Below are 15,307 nucleotides of genomic sequence, written 5' to 3'. Positions count from 1 at the left end.
TACTCTTGCGGAACTAACATATGTGCTCCCATCTTGATGGAGCATGTCATCCGTTCCCCATTGGATAGAGCCGCACCCGACCGGCATCTACGTTCGCCCCGCCGATGCCTGGATAGACCCCAGCCAACCGCGTGATCGCGCGCTCGTGACGCATGGTCATGCGGATCATGCGCGCGGCGGTCACGGTCATGTCTGGGCGACGCGCGAGACGCTGGCGATCATGGCGCTGCGCTACGGCACGGCGGACGGTACGCCGCTTGCCTACGACGAGACGTTCACGCTGGGCAACGTCGCCATCCGCTATGTCCCCGCCGGGCATGTGCTGGGCTCCGCGCAGATCGTGCTCGACCATGCAGGCGAGCGCGTCGTCGTCACCGGCGATTATAAGCGCCGCCCGGACCCGACCTGCCCCGCCTTCGTGCCGGTGCCCTGCGACATCTTCGTCACCGAAGCGACCTTCGGCCTCCCCGTATTCCGCCACCCGGACACCGGCAGCGAGATCGACCGCCTGCTAGGCGCGCTGCACAGCCATCCCGAACGCTGCGTGCTGGTGGGAGCCTATGCTTTGGGCAAGGCCCAGCGCATCATCTGCGAACTGCGCGACCGGGGCCATCAGGAGCCCATCTACATCCACGGCGCGATGGAGAAGATGTGCGCTCTTTACTCCGACTTCGGCATCGAGATGGGCGAACTCCGCCCCGCTGCCGGAGTAGCGGCCAAGGACATGCGCGGCCACATCGTCATCTCCCCGCCCAGCGCGCTCAATGACCGCTGGAGCCGCCGCCTCCCCGATCCGATCACCGCCATGGCGTCAGGCTGGATGCGCGTGCGGCAGCGCGCCCGCCAGCGCAATGTCGAATTGCCGCTGGTCATCTCCGACCACGCCGACTGGGAAGAACTCACCGACACCATCCGCGAAGTCGCGCCCACGGAAACATGGGTGACGCATGGCCGCGAGGAGGCGCTGGTCCACTGGTGCGCCATGCGCCAGATCCGCGCCCGCGCCCTCGCCATGGTGGGGCGGGAGGACGAAGACGATGCGTGAATTCGCGCAGCTTCTCGACGGCCTCGTCTACACGCCGTCGCGCAACGGCAAGCTGAAGCTGATCGGCGATTACATGCGCAGGACGCCCGATCCCGACCGGGGATGGGCATTGGCGGCGCTGACCGGCGCGCTGGACCTCAAGGCCGTCAAGTCCTCCGCCATCGGCGAGATGATCCGCGATCGCGTCGATCCCGTGCTGTTCGAGATGAGCCGCGATTATGTCGGTGACTTGGCCGAGACAGTGTCGCTGCTGTGGGTCAAACGCGAACAGGAAGTGGTCGACCAAGACATAGATGATGGCACGCTGACGCTGGATGGAGTGGTGCAGCGCCTTTCCGACGTGAAGCGGGCCGAGGCACCAGCCGCCCTCGCCGAAATGCTCGACCACCTCGACACGAGCGGCCGCTTTGCCGTGCTGAAACTCGCGACCGGCGGGCTCCGCGTCGGTGTATCCTCGCGCCTCGCCAAAACCGCGCTGGCGCAGGCATTCGACGTGCCGGTCGACGACATAGAGGAAAGCTGGCACGCTCTCGCCCCGCCCTATGCTACCCTGTTCGATTGGCTGGAGGGCCGCAGCGGCCAGCCCGATCCGGCGGGCACGCCCTTTTTCCGCCCCTTTATGCTCGCGCATCCGCTGGAGGAGGAGAGCGTCAACCTCGCCGACTATGCCGCCGAATGGAAGTGGGACGGCATCCGCGTCCAGATCGTCGGCACCGGCAGCGAAACGCGGCTCTATAGCAGGGCAGGCGACGACATCACCGGCAGCTTTCCCGATGTCGCCGAGGCATTCACTGGCCATGCGGTTCTGGACGGCGAGCTGTTGGTGAAAGGCGACGTGCAGGGCGCGGACGCGCATGGCGGCGCGGCGGCCAGCTTCAACGCGCTTCAACAGCGCCTCGGCCGCAAAGTCGTCTCCGGCAAGATGCTGGGAGAATATCCAGCTTTCGTAAGGCTCTACGACCTGTTGCTGGAAGGCGATGAGGACTTGCGCGCCCTTGGCTGGACCGACCGCCGCGCCCGTCTCGAAGCGTTCATGCCGTCTCTCGACTCCACGCGCTTCGACCTATCGGCAGTCATCGATGCGCCCGATTTCGAGGCGCTTGGCGACATCCGCGCAGGCGCCCGCGACGCCGCGATCGAAGGCGTGATGCTCAAGCGCCGCGACAGCCCCTATGTCGCCGGGCGTCGTGCCGGGCTCTGGTACAAATGGAAACGCGATCCTCTCACCGCCGACTGTGTGATGATGTACGCCCAGCGCGGCCACGGCAAACGCTCGTCCTATTACTCGGATTACACCTTCGGCTGCTGGACCGAGGACGGCGAACTGCTCCCCGTGGGCAAGGCCTATTCCGGCTTCACGGATGAGGAGTTGAAGGGCCTCGACCGCTTCGTCCGCAGCAACACCGTCCATCGCTTCGGCCCTGTCCGGGAAGTCGAAAAGACTCTGGTGCTCGAAGTCGCCTTCGACTCCATCCACGAAAGCAAGCGGCACAAATCCGGCCTCGCGATGCGCTTCCCCCGCATCTCCCGCATCCGCCGCGACAAGCCCGCGGCCGAAGCCGACATGATCGCGACCCTGCGCAAGATGATCGGCTGAACCACACGCATAAAGCCCGCCGACAAGGGGATAGTCGGCGGGCTCGCAGCATTCCAAGGCGTCAAGTCGTCGTCGGGTTCAGGGCATCAGAACCGTATCGATGACATGGATGACGCCATTGGACTGCATCACGTTGGGGATGGTGATCTTCGACTTGCCGCCCTTCGCATCGGTCAGATACCAGCCGCCATTTTCCTTCGATACCATCAGCATCTCGCCCTGGACGGTGGTGAGGTGCGCCATGCCCTTGCCGGCCTTCGCCTGCTTCTCGATCTCGGCGGCGGTCAAGCGGCCCGGCACGACATGATAGGTCAGGATGTTGGTCAGCGCCGCCTTGTTCTCCGGCTTCACCAGCGTATCCACCGTTCCGGCGGGCAGCTTTGCAAAGGCAGCGTTGGTCGGGGCGAATACCGTGAACGGCCCCGCGCCCTTCAGCGTATCGACCAGTCCTGCCGCCTCGACGGCTGCAACCAGCGTCGTGTGATCCTTGGAGTTGACTGCGTTGTCCACGATATCCTTGGTGGGATACATGGCAGCGCCGCCGACCATCGGGTTCTTGGCGGAAGCGACGCTGCCGCCGGCGAGCAACATGGCTCCGGCGAGCGACAGCGAAAGCTTTGAGAAATGAGAATTCATTGGGAGGGCATCCTTCCTGTTAGGCACGCCGGTGCGCCGGGTGCCGTTCAGCTACGCGGGCATTTGCGAGAAGGATGCAGAGGGGCGGAGATAAATCGCGCCGGGGGCAATCGAGGCCCGAGAAATCAGATGACGGTGATCTTGCCCGCGGCCACGGGCGCGCTGCTCGGCGAATCATGCGGAGTATCTGCGGGCGGCTCCATGGTGATCGCGAGCGTCACGCCGTCCTCCAGCATGATTCGCATCTTCGGAGACACTGCCATGCGCGTCGTGCCCGTCGGGGAGATAAAGCCCAGCGAACGGGGCTTGCCATCTGCCGGTATCACCCAGAGTTCCGGCGACAATTCCCCCTGCGGCATATTGTCGGCGCGCAGCTTCAACTGCGCCGTGGCGGCATCGTAGCGGGCGACCACCATCATGTCCGCCTTGGGACTGACCATCTGCGCCACTGCCATCTGCGGTGCGACTTGCGGAGCCGGGGCTGGCGGTGCGACGGATGGACGAACCAGCAGCATCGCCGCCAGCGAAGCCGCCAAGGCGCCGGACAGCAATGCACCCGTGCGCCATGCCTGCAGTCGCCGGATCAACCCGGATGTATCCACAGCGGGGCCATCAAGCCGCGCCGATATCCCGCGCCACGTCTCAGGCGGAGGCGCCTGCTCGGCAAAATCCAAATATAGCGGCGCCAGACGCTTGTCCCATGCCGTAACTTCCTCTGCAAAAGCAGGATCGGCAAGCTGGAGACGCAATGCCGCCGCCTTCTCGGCACCCGTCAAAACCCCCAGAGCCAACTCGGCCGCGAGGGAACTCCGGTCTTCAGGCATATCTTCGGGCGGGAGCTGGGGCGTCTCAGTCATCGCCGAGGCATCCCTTCAGGCGTTGCAGCCCGCGCCGGACCCAGCTTTTCATCGTCCCCAGCGGCACATCCATCCGCGCGGCGATATCCGCATAGGTCAGCCCGTCGAAGAACGCGGCACGGATCGCCGCACCCTGCCGTTCTTCAAGTTCACCCAGACAATGATGGATGCGCGCGGTCTGCTGATCCTGCTCGATGCCCTGATCGGCACGGATGCGGTCGTCCGCCACGGCATAGGCGGCTTCCTCCGGCGCGACGGCTACGCGGCCCGAGGCGCGCTGCCAATCGATGGCCGTGTTCCGGGCGATCGCGCACAGCCAGGTTATCGGACTGGCCCGGTCAGCATCGAACCGCCCCGCCCGGTTCCAAACCTTGATGTACACGTCCTGCAAGATGTCCTCCGCCGCCCCTCGGTCACTGGATATACGGAGACATATTCCAAAAAGTTTCGCGGAGGTCATTTCATAGACCTGCCGCAGCGCCGCGCGATCCTGCCGCGCGACTCCCGATAGAGCGGCGACCAGCCGGATTCGGGCCGCATCGGCTGCGGATATGGGATCGGCATCGCTCACGGGCGCGACACTACGGCCCGCGCCCAGCTTTTCAAGCAGCGATCATGCTGGCGAAGATGTGAGGATCGACGTTGCGCCCCGAAAGCGTGACCACGGTGGCATCGTCCGCGCCAACTTTCCCGGAAAGCACTGCCGCCAACGCAACCGCGCCGCCCGGCTCCAGCACCAGGCCCAGTGACGTCATGGCGACGCGCATAGCCGCAGCGGTCTCGGCTTCGCTCACGCTCACGCCGGTCGCACCGCGATCATGGAGAATGTCGAAGGTGAGCGGAGACGTCCGCAATGTCTGCAGCGCGTCGCAGCGAGTGGGCGGGGGATTGGGACCGACCGGCACGATCTCCCCGCGCCGCAGGGACTCGCCGAAGTCGTCCCAGCCCTCCGGCTCCACGATCACGATCTTCGCGTCCGGCAGCGCCAGCGCGCATCCGCTGGCAAGGCCCCCGCCACCGCAACACACCACAAGCTGCGTCGGACTTTTCCCGGTCATCGCCCGCAATTGCGCAGCCGCTTCCAGAGCGGCACTCCCCTGCCCTTCGACCACCCAGGGATCGTCGAAGCTTGGCACCAGCACCGCGCCGCGCTCCCCGGCCAGCCGCGCCGCAATGGCCTCACGGTTTTCCGTCATGCGGTCGTAGGTGACGATCTGCGCACCCATGGCGCGCGTCGCCTCCATCTTCGCTACAGGCGCATCCGCAGGCATTACGATAGTCGCGCTTATCCTCAGTCGGCGCGCACTCCAGGCGATGCCCTGCGCGTGATTTCCGGACGAGAAGGCGACCACGCCCGCCGCCCGCTCCTCGTCCGACAGATCCGACAGCCGGTGCCAAGCACCCCGGATCTTGAACGCACCGATGGGCTGGAGCGACTCCGCCTTGCACCAGATCGTCCGCCCCTCGACCTCCAGCGGGAGCAGCGGCGTCGGCGGCAGGATGGCGGCGATCTTCTTCGCCGCGCGCTTCACCCCCTCCAGCGTCGGCGTTCTGCGGGCCTGACTTTGCCCTAGTCTTTGCGCTGTCATCGTTCATCCCTATATGGGCGCATTCGCGCGGGGTTCCGCGTTTCCAGCATGGAGCAATAGATTGAGCAAGGTCCTTGTCATCGGCGCAGGCGGCGTCGGATCGGTAGCCGTTCACAAGATGGCGATGAACCCTGACATCTTCAGCGATATCACGCTGGCCAGCCGCCGGGTCGCGAAGTGCGACGCCATCGCCGAATCAGTGAAGGCGCGCACCGGCGTCACCATCAAGACCGCGCAAGTGGACGCCGACGATGTCGACGCGACCGCCGCCCTGATCGCGCAGGTCCAGCCGAAACTCGTCGTGAACCTCGCGCTGCCCTATCAGGACCTGTCGATCATGGACGCGTGCCTGAAGACCGGCGTGCATTACATGGACACCGCGAACTACGAACCGCGCGACGAAGCCAAGTTCGAATATCACTGGCAATGGGCCTATCAGGACCGCTTCAGGGAAGCCGGTTTGATGGCGCTGCTGGGATCGGGCTTCGATCCCGGCGTCACCAGCGTGTTCGCGACCTACCTCAAGAAGCATCATCTCGACACGATCGAGACGCTCGACATCCTGGACTGCAATGGCGGCGACCATGGCCAGCACTTCGCCACCAACTTCAACCCGGAAATCAACATCCGCGAAGTGACGGCCGTCGCGCGCCACTGGGAGAATGGCCAGTGGGTCGAAACCCCGCCCTTGAGCCACAAGCAGAGCTTCGACTTCGAGCAGGTCGGCCCCAAGAACATGTACCTGATGTACCATGAGGAACTGGAGTCGCTGAAGACGCACCTCCCCGAGATAAAGCGCATCCGCTTCTGGATGACCTTCGGAGATGCCTATCTCAAGCATCTGGAAGTGTTGCAGAATGTCGGCATGACCCGCATCGATCCGGTACTGTACGAGGGCAAGGAAATCATCCCGCTACAGTTCCTGAAAGCCGTGCTGCCCGAACCCTCCTCGCTCGGCGAAACGACCAAGGGCAAGACCAACATCGGCGACATCGCGACCGGCACCAAGGATGGCGAAGCGAAGACCTTCTACATCTGGAACGTCTGCGACCATGAGGACGCCTATGCCGAGACCGGCAATCAGGCGGTCAGCTACACCACCGGCGTCCCCGCGATGATCGGCGCGGCGATGATCCTGACCGGCGCGTGGAATGGCGCCGGCGTCTTCAACATGGAGCAGTTCGATCCCGATCCCTTCATGGATATGCTGAACGATCACGGCCTGCCCTGGCAGGTGAAGGAACTGGACGGCCCGCTACAATTTTAAGCGCCTTTCCGCCCAAAGGATAAAGCACATGGAAACCCGCGCCGGCGATCCCGGAGCCTTCGCGCATTTCGACTTGAACCGCGTCCCCTCGCCCAGCTTCGTGGTGGACGAGGCCGCGGTGCGCCGGAACCTCGCCATATTGAAAGACGTGCGCGACCGCGCGGGCATCCGTATGCTCGGCGCGTTGAAGGCGTTCTCGATGTGGTCATTGGGCGGCGTCGTCGGCGAATATCTGGACGGCGTCTGCGCGTCCGGCATCTACGAAGCGCGCCTCGGCCGCGAGGAATATAGGGGCGAAGTCGCGACCTATTGCGCAGGCTACAAGGCGCAGGACCTGCCCGAAATCCTGCGCATCTCCGATCACGTCGTCTTCAACAGCCCCTATCAGATCGCCCGCTTCAAGCCGCAGATCGACGCCGCCCGCCGCGCGGGCGAGACGTTCGACATCGGCCTGCGCATCAACCCCCTCCATGCCGAGGGCGAAGTCGCGAAATATGATCCCTGTCAGCCGCATAGCCGCCTTGGCTTCCCGCTCGACCAGCTGAAACCGGAGCATCTGGAAGGCGTCTCCGGCCTCCACTTCCACACCCTCTGCGAGCAGGACTTCCTGCCGCTGGAGCGGACGTGGCGCGTCGTGGAACCCTTCATCGCGCAATATTTCGGCCAGCTCACATGGCTCAACTTCGGCGGCGGCCACCATATCACCCGCGCCGATTACCAACGCGATTCGCTGGTCGAATTCCTCCAGCAGATCAAACAGGAAAGCGGGCTCACGCTCTACCTCGAACCCGGCGAAGCGATGGCGCTCGACGCTGGCATCCTCGTCGGCGAAGTACTGGACGTCATCGACAACGGCATGCCCGTCGCCATCACCGACATCTCCGCGACCTGCCACATGCCCGACGTCATCGAGGCCCCGTATCGCCCCGCCATGCTGGGCGAACTGACCGAGGGGACCGCCACGCGCCTCGGCGGGCCATCCTGCCTCGCAGGCGACATCATCGGCGACTACCGCGTTCCCGCCACGGTCGAACCCGGCGCGCGGATCGCTTTCCTCGATCAGGCGCATTACTCCATGGTGAAGACCAACACCTTCAACGGCGTCCCCCTGCCGAGCATCTATTTGTGGAACAGCGACACTGGAGAACTCAGGGAAATCCGCAGCTTCGGCTATCAGGATTTCAAGTCCCGGCTTTCATGACAGGCTGGTTACAAGTTTTTTCATAACAGCGCTTTACAGGGGGGGGCGCTGGCCATATATCGGCCGTCCGCTGCCCCATGGGACTTCCACCGCAAGGCAGCTTTAATGCCCTTGAACTACACTGGAGGTCCCTTGAATTGTACGAGCATCCCAGCGCGCTGGGGGTAGCAATTGCCCTCAAACCGGCAGCCCCGGTAACGCTTATTCGCCCGCAGGCAGCCGCCCGCGCCGCCCGGTTCTTCGCTGAGAAGTTTCCGGGGCGCTCGCTGTTCGCCGTAAAGGCCAATCCCTCGCCGGACCTGCTCCGGACCTTGTGGGACAGCGGAATCACGCATTACGACGTTGCCTCGATCGTCGAGGTCCGCCTCGTCGCGCACACTCTGCCGGAAGCGAAGCTGTGCTTCATGCACCCGGTGAAAGCCGAGGAAGCGATCGCCGAAGCATACCATACGCATGGCGTCCGCACCTTCTCGCTCGACACCATCGACGAGCTGGAAAAGATCATGCGCGCCACCGGCGACGCCACCGATCTGGAACTGTGCGTCCGCCTGCGCGTGTCGTCGGACTACGCCGAACTCAGCCTCGCGTCGAAATTCGGCGCGGAAGTCGGCGAGACCAGGGAACTGCTGATGGCCACCCGTCAGGCAGCCGATGCGCTTGGCATCTGCTTCCACGTCGGCAGCCAGGCGATGAGCCCGCACGCCTACACTCAGGCCATCGAGCGCGTCCGCGCCGCGATCGTCGAGGCAGCCGTCACGGTGGACATCATCGATGTCGGCGGCGGCTTCCCCTCGATCTATCCCGGCATGGAACCGCCCGCGCTGGAACTCTATTTCGACGCGATCCACCGCGGCTTCGAGAGCCTGCCGGTGTCCTACTCGTCGGAACTCTGGTGCGAGCCGGGCCGTGCCCTGTCGGCGGAATACAGCTCGCTGATCGTGCGGGTAGAGCGTCGTCGCGGCGACGAACTCTATATCAACGATGGCGCTTACGGCGCGCTGTTCGACGCCGCACATGTCGGCTGGCGCTTCCCGGTCACTCTGCTGCGCGAGGAAGAAAGCGCCGCGGAGACCAAGGGCTTCAGCTTCTACGGCCCGACCTGCGACGACATGGATCACATGGTCGGCCCGTTCATGCTGCCCGCGGACGTGAAGGTCGGCGATTACATCGAGATCGGCATGCTCGGCGCCTATGGCTGCGCGATGCGGACGGTGTTCAACGGCTTCTCCTCGGAAACCATCGTCGCGGTCGACGACGAACCCATGGCCAGCCTGTACCGCGAAGAAGTGGAGGCACCCCGCCGCTCGAATGTGGTGAAGCTGGGGCAGTAAGGCTCAGGCATTCCAAGACAACCGCATAGTCCCCCGCCCTAACCGGCGGGGGATTTTTTGTGAGCGCCTCTCCACCGTCACCCCCGCAAAGGCAGGGGTCCCGCTTTACTTTACGCGAAAAGCTGGAGCGGGATTCCTGCTGTCGCAGGGGGACGGAAAACGACCAAAGCTCGTCATTTACGCCGTAGCTTCGCGTTCACCAAAGCAGACCCTCACCCTTATTCGTCACCCCAGCGAAGGCTGGGGTCTCAGGCGGTCAGAGAATGAGGTCTGAAATATCGCGCCAATCAGGATTGCTCTCCTCCACGAGCCGGATTTTCCATTCGCGCTTCCATGCCTTGAGCGCCTTTTCGCGGGCAATGGCGCGTGTGATGTTGTCATGTGCCTCCGCCAGAACGAGGCGCGTCAGCCCATATTTCTTGCAGAAGGCCGAACCGGTGCCGGTCCGGTGTTGCTCGATGCGTGCCACCAGGCTGGCGGTGACGCCGATATAAAGCACGCCTCTCGCCTTGTTGGTCATAATGTAGGTGTAGCCGCCTCGCGCCATGCCCTACTGTTGCGCGCCGCCGCCTGAGATGCCAGCCTTCGCTGGCATGACGGAGGGGTTTATGTCCGCTGTCGTGGCGTTTGCGCTGGAAAACCGCCAGTCCGCTTCCCACCCCTCCCCGATATTCCCCTGTCCTACAGCGCACCCCATCCGCTACTCCGTCTCCCGTGCCACTAGCCTGACGCGCTGCACGCAGTCCATGCCGCATCCCCTTCCAGCAATTTATGGCCGGTGGCGAGTGGCAGATCGACTGCAAACGAGCAGCGGCAATCTAATCCGTGGGCACAACGGCTGGCAACGCCACCACGCTGCCCCGAACGCAGCCGGAGGGCTGCACACGATCCTCAAGCGCGGATCTTAGGCTGCCTGAACTTTGTGGTGGAGGAGAAAAAATGATGCACCACGCGATCAACTATAGCGCCGACGCAACCGTTCTTCAGCCGCTGTCGAAGCTGGTCAACAGCACGCCCGGCAACCCCGAAAAGAGCCCAACCGGGGGGTGACGTAGTGTCACCTTTGTCACCTTCCGGCCCAACAGCCCCTGCAGCGCGACCCGCTACCGCCGGAACACGCCCGCCAGCTCCACATGCGTCGACCAGCGGAATTGCCCCACCGGCTGCACGCTCTCCAGCACATAGCCTGCCTCTACGAGCAGCTTGGCATCGCGTGCGAAGCTGCCCGGATTGCACGATACATAGGCGATCACCGGCACCTGCGACTGCGCCAGCTGCATCGCCTGCTCCCGCGCGCCGGCACGCGGCGGATCGAGCAGGATCGCGTCGAAGCGCTCCAGTTCGGCGGGCATTAGCGGCCTGCGGAACAGGTCCCGATGATCGACCGCCATCTGCCGCCCGCTCCGGTTCGCGCCGCTTTTCAGCGCCAGCACCAGATCGCGCGCGCCTTCCGCCGTATACACGGCCTTGCCCGCGCGCAATGACAAGGCGAAGGTTCCGAGCCCGCTGAACAGGTCGGCAAACCGCGCCGCAGGGCCGATGGCGGGCCGCACCGCCTCCACCAAAGCCGCCTCGCCATCGGCCGTCGCCTGCAGGAAAGCGAAGGGCGGGAACGGCACCGCGACGCCGCCAAAGCTGACGGTGACGGGGTCCGGCTCCCAGCGCGTCTGCGGCCCGTAGCCATCGTCGATGGTGAGCCGCGCCAGCCTGTACGCCTGGGCAAAGTCCGTCAGTGCCTCGGTGGCGGCCAGCCCCTCGACCTCGATGCCCTCCAGCAGCAGGTCGACGCCCTGGTCGGTCAGCGTCATGCGCACATGCACCGCCCGCCGGTCGCTCACCATCGGGTGCAGCAGCGTCCGGATCGGCGCGACCAGCGCGAACAAAGCCGGGTGCAGGACGAAGCACATTTGCATGTCGACGATGCGGTGGCTGCCCTCGCTGGCGAAGCCCAGGTGCAGGTTCTTGCCGAACCGCGCCGCCCGCAGCGATGCCCGGCGGCGGCTGTTGGGCGGAGAGATATGCGGCGCATGGACGAGACCCGGCGTGACGCCCTGCCCCATCAGCGCACCGACCACGCGGTCGCGGACGAAATCGGACAGGCTCTCGTCATCGACATGCTGCAACTGGCATCCGCCGCAGATCGGGTAATGGCGGCACGGCGGGTCGATATGATGCGCACCTCGAATCAGCCCCGCGCCGCCGCCCGGCTCCAGTCGGTCGCCCGGCGCGCTCATCGGCACATGGCGGCCATCGCCCGTTACGCCATCGCCTTTGGCAGCGAGGCGGATTATGAGATCGGAGTCAGTCAGCGTCTTATCCTTGGGCTACAGGCGGGCCGCGATAGCCGCTGGCAGGTGCGCAATCAATTCATCCGCGACAAATGCCGCCCCCGCCCGCCGCGCCGCATCGCCATGCAGCCACACTGCCTCGCACGCCGCACGGAAGGGATCACCCGTCACGGCCAGCCGCGCCGCGCACAGACCGCCGAGCACATCTCCCGTCCCGGCCGTGGAAAGCCAGGACGACGCACGCGGCGAAACGGCGATACGGCCATCCGGCGCAGCGATGATGCTATGCGCGCCCTTCAGGATCACAACCGCACCGGACCGGGAGGCGGCAGCCTGCGCCTGCGCGATGGCACTGCCGGGCAGAGGCCCGAACAGTGCATCGAATTCACCCTGATGCGGCGTAAGGATCGCCTGTGCAGGAAGCGCCCCGAAGCCGAGCGTCTTCAGAGCCAGCAGTCCGTCTGCGTCAAGCACCACAGGATGCCCCGCCGCCAGCGCCGGCGTCATTCGAGCGATCCCCGCATCATCCCGACCAAGGCCCGGACCCATCAGGCTAACCGCAATCCGGGGATCGGCAAAACCTGCCTCAAGGACCCCGAGATGCTGAACGATCGCGTGCGGCAGGCCAGCGGCGTGCTCCGGCGTGATCAGCCGCACATAACCCGCGCCGCCCTGCGCCGCCGCCAATGCCGCGAGCGCCGCAGCCCCTGGCATGGCGCCGCCGAGAACGGCCACCAGACCACGCGTATATTTATGTGCGTCCGGCGCTGGCGCATTCAGCTTCGGCGCCGCGAGCAGCCTGACCGGCGCGTCTTCAGCCGCTATACCGATATCGGCGCAGACGAGCCGTCCAAACCGCGAAGCAGCGGGGTGAAGAACATGCGCTGGCTTGAGCGCGCCAAGGGCGATGCAGACATCGAACCGCGGCACAGCCGACAGGAGCACGCCATCGTCGGTCCCCACTCCGCTCGGCAGATCGATGGCGTACGTGCGGCTGGCCGCGCTTGCGAGTTCCCCCAGCCGCCTGGCAAGCTCATCGTCCAGCCCCCGCGACAAACCCGTGCCGAACAACCCATCGACGACCTGACTGGAAGGGAGCGCGTCGGCGATGTTCTCGACCGGCCCGCCCCACAGCGCCCGCGCCTGCTGCGACGAAGCAGTGCGGCTGTCGCCCAAAGCAGCCAAGCGAACCGCGACGCCTCTATCCCGCAGCAGCCGCGCGATAACGAAGCCGTCGCCCCCGTTATTGCCCGGCCCGCACAGCACCAGCACGCCACGCATGCCGCCCGCCCGCCAGATAATATCGGCCGCGGCAGCACCAGCCCGCTCCATCACGTCATATTCGGGAATGCCGGTCGCAAAGAACGTCTGCTCCGCCGCCCGCATCTGTTCGGCCGTCAATATGGCCGTGCCGGTCATCGCTTGGCGGCGACCGTCGCGGGCAAATCGTATCGATCGCCACCAACCTCTACGGCGATGCGGTTGCGGTCCGTAATCGTCACACGCGCGGGCTCCGCGCCATCTGCGGCAACCAGGCCATGCCCATCCGTCATGATCCGGAAGCGCCGAAATCCGCCATCCGGATGCCTGATCGTCAACAGGTCTCCCGCTATTTCGCTCCGGCAGACTGGCTGTGGCTCGGCTGCCCCCGCCAATTGGCATGCAACGGTGTCGGGCGCTTTGGGATCGACCTTGGCAAGAGGTTCACTCTGGCCGCAGCCGCTCAGGACGAGCACGGCTGCGGCGAGCAGGCTTTCAGATGTCCGCGTAGACATGGGTTTCGGCTTTGCCTCCGGGATGCGTCACCGCACCCTGATAGGCCGGACCGACATTCTGAGCAAAGCGCCAAAGCGTGCCCGACTGATAATCATGCGAACGCGGCTTCCAGGCGGCGCGGCGTTCGGCCAGCACGGCATCGTCCACCATCAGGTCGATGGTGCCAGCTTCGGCGTCAATCGCGATGATATCGCCATCCTGCACGAGCGCGATCGGGCCGCCTTCCGCCGCTTCCGGACCGACGTGGCCGATGCAGAAGCCACGCGTCGCGCCGGAAAAACGCCCATCCGTGATCAGCGCCACACTCTCGCCCAAGCCCTGTCCATAGAGCGCCGCAGTGGTCGAGAGCATTTCGCGCATGCCGGGACCGCCCTTGGGCCCTTCGTACCGGATGACGATGACCGAACCTTCGGCAATCTTGCGATCCTCGACAGCCACGAAGCAATCCTCCTCGCAATCGAACACTTGTGCGGGACCTGTGAATTGCAGCCGGTGCATGCCCGCGACCTTCACGATTGCGCCATCCGGGGCGAGCGTTCCGCGCAGGCCCACGACGCCGCCCGTGGGGCTGAGGGGAGTCTTCACGTCGTAGATGACTTTCTGATCGGGGTTCCAGATCACCTGATCGATGTTCTCTCCCAGCGTTTTGCCTGTAACCGTCAGGCAATTGCCATGCAGCAATCCGTTGTCCAGCATCGTCTTCATCAGCATGTAGACGCCGCCCGCATCGTGCATGTCCTTCGCAACGTAGCGTCCGCCTGGCTTCAGGTCGGCGATATAAGGCGTCGTCTTGAAAATCTCGGCCACGTCGAACAGGTCGAAGTCTATCCCCGCCTCATGGGCCATCGCCGGAAGGTGCAGACCGGCGTTCGTAGACCCGCCAGTAGCAGCGACCACACGTGCCGCATTCTCGAACGCATCACGCGTGCAGATATCGCGCGGGCGGATGTTGCGCGCGAGCAATTCCATCACTTGTTCGCCCGCCGCCAGCGCAATCTCTTCGCGGCTCTTGTAAGGTGCCGGGGCCATGTTGCTGTTCGGCAGGGAGAGCCCGATGGCTTCGCCGACGCACGCCATGGTGTTGGCCGTAAACTGGCCACCGCAGGCGCCATGACCGGGGCACGCCACCTTTTCCAGCGCCGTCAGTTCCTTCAGCGGACAATTGCCCGCGGCATGCTGACCCACCGCCTCGAACACGTCGACGACGGTGACGTCCTTGTCATGGAAGCGACCCGGCAGGATCGATCCGCCATAAACGAAGATCGAAGGCACGTTGAGGCGCAACATCGCCATCATCATGCCCGGCAGCGACTTGTCGCACCCGGCGAAAGTCACAAGCGCATCGTAGCAATGGCCGCGCACGGAAAGCTCGACGGAATCGGCGATCACTTCGCGGCTCACCAGCGAGCTTTTCATGCCCTGATGCCCCATGGCAATGCCATCGGTGACGGTGATGGTATTGAAGCGGCGCGGCATCCCCCCGCCACGGTTCACGCCGTCCCGGCAGATATCTGCCTGTGCGTTCAGGGTCGTGTTGCAGGGCGCGCTGTCGTTACCAGCCGACGCGATGCCCACGAAGGGGCGGCCAATCTCTTCTTCGGTCAGCCCCATCGCGTAGTAGTAGCTGCGATGCGGCGCGCGCTCCGGTCCCACCGAAACGTGACGGCTGGGTAGCTTCGACTTGTCGAACGTATGTGTCATGATCGGCCCTTCTGTGCGC

14 protein-coding genes are annotated in these 15,307 nt (G+C 64.8%); 5 read left to right on the top strand and 9 right to left on the bottom strand.

Annotation, left to right across the window (positions count from 1 at the left end):
* The first annotated feature begins 43 nt into the window (after nucleotides 1-43).
* Nucleotides 44-1,045 (top strand): ligase-associated DNA damage response exonuclease, encoded by a 1,002-nt coding sequence (locus QHC67_RS01690; RefSeq protein WP_319290259.1) that lies wholly within the window; start codon nucleotides 44-46, stop codon nucleotides 1,043-1,045.
* Complete coding sequence (locus QHC67_RS01685; protein ID WP_319290257.1) at nucleotides 1,038-2,642, top strand: cisplatin damage response ATP-dependent DNA ligase; 1,605 nt, start codon at nucleotides 1,038-1,040, stop codon at nucleotides 2,640-2,642. The genes QHC67_RS01690 and QHC67_RS01685 overlap by 8 nt, the downstream gene beginning before the upstream one ends.
* 78 nt (nucleotides 2,643-2,720) lie before the next feature.
* Here QHC67_RS01685 and QHC67_RS01680 read toward each other — a convergent pair whose 3' ends face one another.
* The 4 genes from QHC67_RS01680 to QHC67_RS01665 all read right to left on the bottom strand — a co-directional run bounded on the left by QHC67_RS01680 (nucleotide 2,721) and on the right by QHC67_RS01665 (nucleotide 5,724).
* Nucleotides 2,721-3,278 (bottom strand): fasciclin domain-containing protein, encoded by a 558-nt coding sequence (locus QHC67_RS01680; RefSeq protein ID WP_319290255.1) that lies wholly within the window; start codon nucleotides 3,276-3,278, stop codon nucleotides 2,721-2,723.
* Between the two features lie 125 nt (nucleotides 3,279-3,403).
* On the bottom strand, nucleotides 3,404-4,135 hold the full coding sequence (locus QHC67_RS01675) for an anti-sigma factor domain-containing protein (protein WP_319290254.1): 732 nt from the start codon (nucleotides 4,133-4,135) through the stop codon (nucleotides 3,404-3,406).
* Complete coding sequence (locus QHC67_RS01670) at nucleotides 4,128-4,706, bottom strand: sigma-70 family RNA polymerase sigma factor (protein ID WP_319290252.1); 579 nt, start codon at nucleotides 4,704-4,706, stop codon at nucleotides 4,128-4,130. The genes QHC67_RS01675 and QHC67_RS01670 overlap by 8 nt, the downstream gene beginning before the upstream one ends.
* 31 nt (nucleotides 4,707-4,737) lie before the next feature.
* Entirely contained in the window at nucleotides 4,738-5,724 is a 987-nt protein-coding gene (locus QHC67_RS01665) for a threonine/serine dehydratase (protein WP_319290250.1), read from the bottom strand.
* Nucleotides 5,725-5,785: 61 nt separating this feature from the next.
* On the opposite strand from QHC67_RS01665, the gene QHC67_RS01660 reads away from it, so the two are divergent.
* The 3 genes from QHC67_RS01660 (at nucleotide 5,786) to QHC67_RS01650 (ending at nucleotide 9,523) form a co-directional block, all read left to right on the top strand.
* Nucleotides 5,786-6,991: a saccharopine dehydrogenase family protein gene (locus QHC67_RS01660; RefSeq protein ID WP_319290248.1), complete on the top strand. Its 1,206-nt coding sequence runs from the start codon at nucleotides 5,786-5,788 to the stop codon at nucleotides 6,989-6,991.
* Between the two features lie 28 nt (nucleotides 6,992-7,019).
* Nucleotides 7,020-8,192: a carboxynorspermidine decarboxylase gene (locus QHC67_RS01655; RefSeq protein WP_319290246.1), complete on the top strand. Its 1,173-nt coding sequence runs from the start codon at nucleotides 7,020-7,022 to the stop codon at nucleotides 8,190-8,192.
* 137 nt (nucleotides 8,193-8,329) lie between these two features.
* On the top strand, nucleotides 8,330-9,523 hold the full coding sequence (locus QHC67_RS01650; RefSeq protein ID WP_319290244.1) for a type III PLP-dependent enzyme: 1,194 nt from the start codon (nucleotides 8,330-8,332) through the stop codon (nucleotides 9,521-9,523).
* A 256-nt stretch (nucleotides 9,524-9,779) separates the two neighbouring features.
* Here the strand turns inward: QHC67_RS01650 and QHC67_RS01645 are convergent, their stop codons facing one another.
* The 5 genes from QHC67_RS01645 to ilvD form a co-directional block, all read right to left on the bottom strand.
* On the bottom strand, nucleotides 9,780-10,070 hold the full coding sequence (locus QHC67_RS01645; RefSeq protein ID WP_319290242.1) for a GIY-YIG nuclease family protein: 291 nt from the start codon (nucleotides 10,068-10,070) through the stop codon (nucleotides 9,780-9,782).
* Between the two features lie 556 nt (nucleotides 10,071-10,626).
* A complete protein-coding gene (locus tag QHC67_RS01640; protein ID WP_319290239.1) occupies nucleotides 10,627-11,757 on the bottom strand; it encodes a class I SAM-dependent RNA methyltransferase in 1,131 nt (376 codons plus the stop codon).
* 90 nt (nucleotides 11,758-11,847) lie between these two features.
* Nucleotides 11,848-13,230: an NAD(P)H-hydrate dehydratase gene (locus QHC67_RS01635; protein WP_319290237.1), complete on the bottom strand. Its 1,383-nt coding sequence runs from the start codon at nucleotides 13,228-13,230 to the stop codon at nucleotides 11,848-11,850.
* Nucleotides 13,227-13,586, bottom strand: coding sequence for a hypothetical protein (locus QHC67_RS01630; protein ID WP_319290235.1), 360 nt, complete (start codon nucleotides 13,584-13,586; stop codon nucleotides 13,227-13,229). Before QHC67_RS01630 ends, QHC67_RS01635 begins: the two co-directional genes overlap by 4 nt.
* The gene (gene ilvD / locus QHC67_RS01625) at nucleotides 13,567-15,288 is read right to left on the bottom strand and encodes a dihydroxy-acid dehydratase (protein ID WP_319290233.1); all 1,722 of its coding nucleotides are present in this window, start codon (nucleotides 15,286-15,288) and stop codon (nucleotides 13,567-13,569) included. The genes QHC67_RS01630 and ilvD overlap by 20 nt, the downstream gene beginning before the upstream one ends.
* Nucleotides 15,289-15,307 lie beyond the last annotated feature (19 nt).

The organism is Sphingobium sp. (assembly GCF_033795625.1).
Classification (GTDB): domain Bacteria; phylum Pseudomonadota; class Alphaproteobacteria; order Sphingomonadales; family Sphingomonadaceae; genus Sphingobium.
This window is presented reverse-complemented; position numbering and strand designations above follow the sequence as displayed.

What these genes read in the sequence shown, in the direction of transcription:
- QHC67_RS01690 (WP_319290259.1), top strand. Translation starts at nt 44, where the DNA reads ATGTCATCCGTTCCCCATTGGATAGAGCCGCACCCGACCGGCATCTAC.
- QHC67_RS01685 (WP_319290257.1), top strand. Translation starts at nt 1,038, where the DNA reads ATGCGTGAATTCGCGCAGCTTCTCGACGGCCTCGTCTACACGCCGTCG.
- QHC67_RS01680 (WP_319290255.1), bottom strand. Translation starts at nt 3,278, where the DNA reads ATGAATTCTCATTTCTCAAAGCTTTCGCTGTCGCTCGCCGGAGCCATG.
- QHC67_RS01675 (WP_319290254.1), bottom strand. Translation starts at nt 4,135, where the DNA reads ATGACTGAGACGCCCCAGCTCCCGCCCGAAGATATGCCTGAAGACCGG.
- QHC67_RS01665 (WP_319290250.1), bottom strand. Translation starts at nt 5,724, where the DNA reads ATGACAGCGCAAAGACTAGGGCAAAGTCAGGCCCGCAGAACGCCGACG.
- QHC67_RS01655 (WP_319290246.1), top strand. Translation starts at nt 7,020, where the DNA reads ATGGAAACCCGCGCCGGCGATCCCGGAGCCTTCGCGCATTTCGACTTG.
- QHC67_RS01645 (WP_319290242.1), bottom strand. Translation starts at nt 10,070, where the DNA reads ATGGCGCGAGGCGGCTACACCTACATTATGACCAACAAGGCGAGAGGC.
- QHC67_RS01640 (WP_319290239.1), bottom strand. Translation starts at nt 11,757, where the DNA reads ATGAGCGCGCCGGGCGACCGACTGGAGCCGGGCGGCGGCGCGGGGCTG.
- QHC67_RS01635 (WP_319290237.1), bottom strand. Translation starts at nt 13,230, where the DNA reads ATGACCGGCACGGCCATATTGACGGCCGAACAGATGCGGGCGGCGGAG.
- QHC67_RS01630 (WP_319290235.1), bottom strand. Translation starts at nt 13,586, where the DNA reads ATGTCTACGCGGACATCTGAAAGCCTGCTCGCCGCAGCCGTGCTCGTC.
- ilvD (WP_319290233.1), bottom strand. Translation starts at nt 15,288, where the DNA reads ATGACACATACGTTCGACAAGTCGAAGCTACCCAGCCGTCACGTTTCG.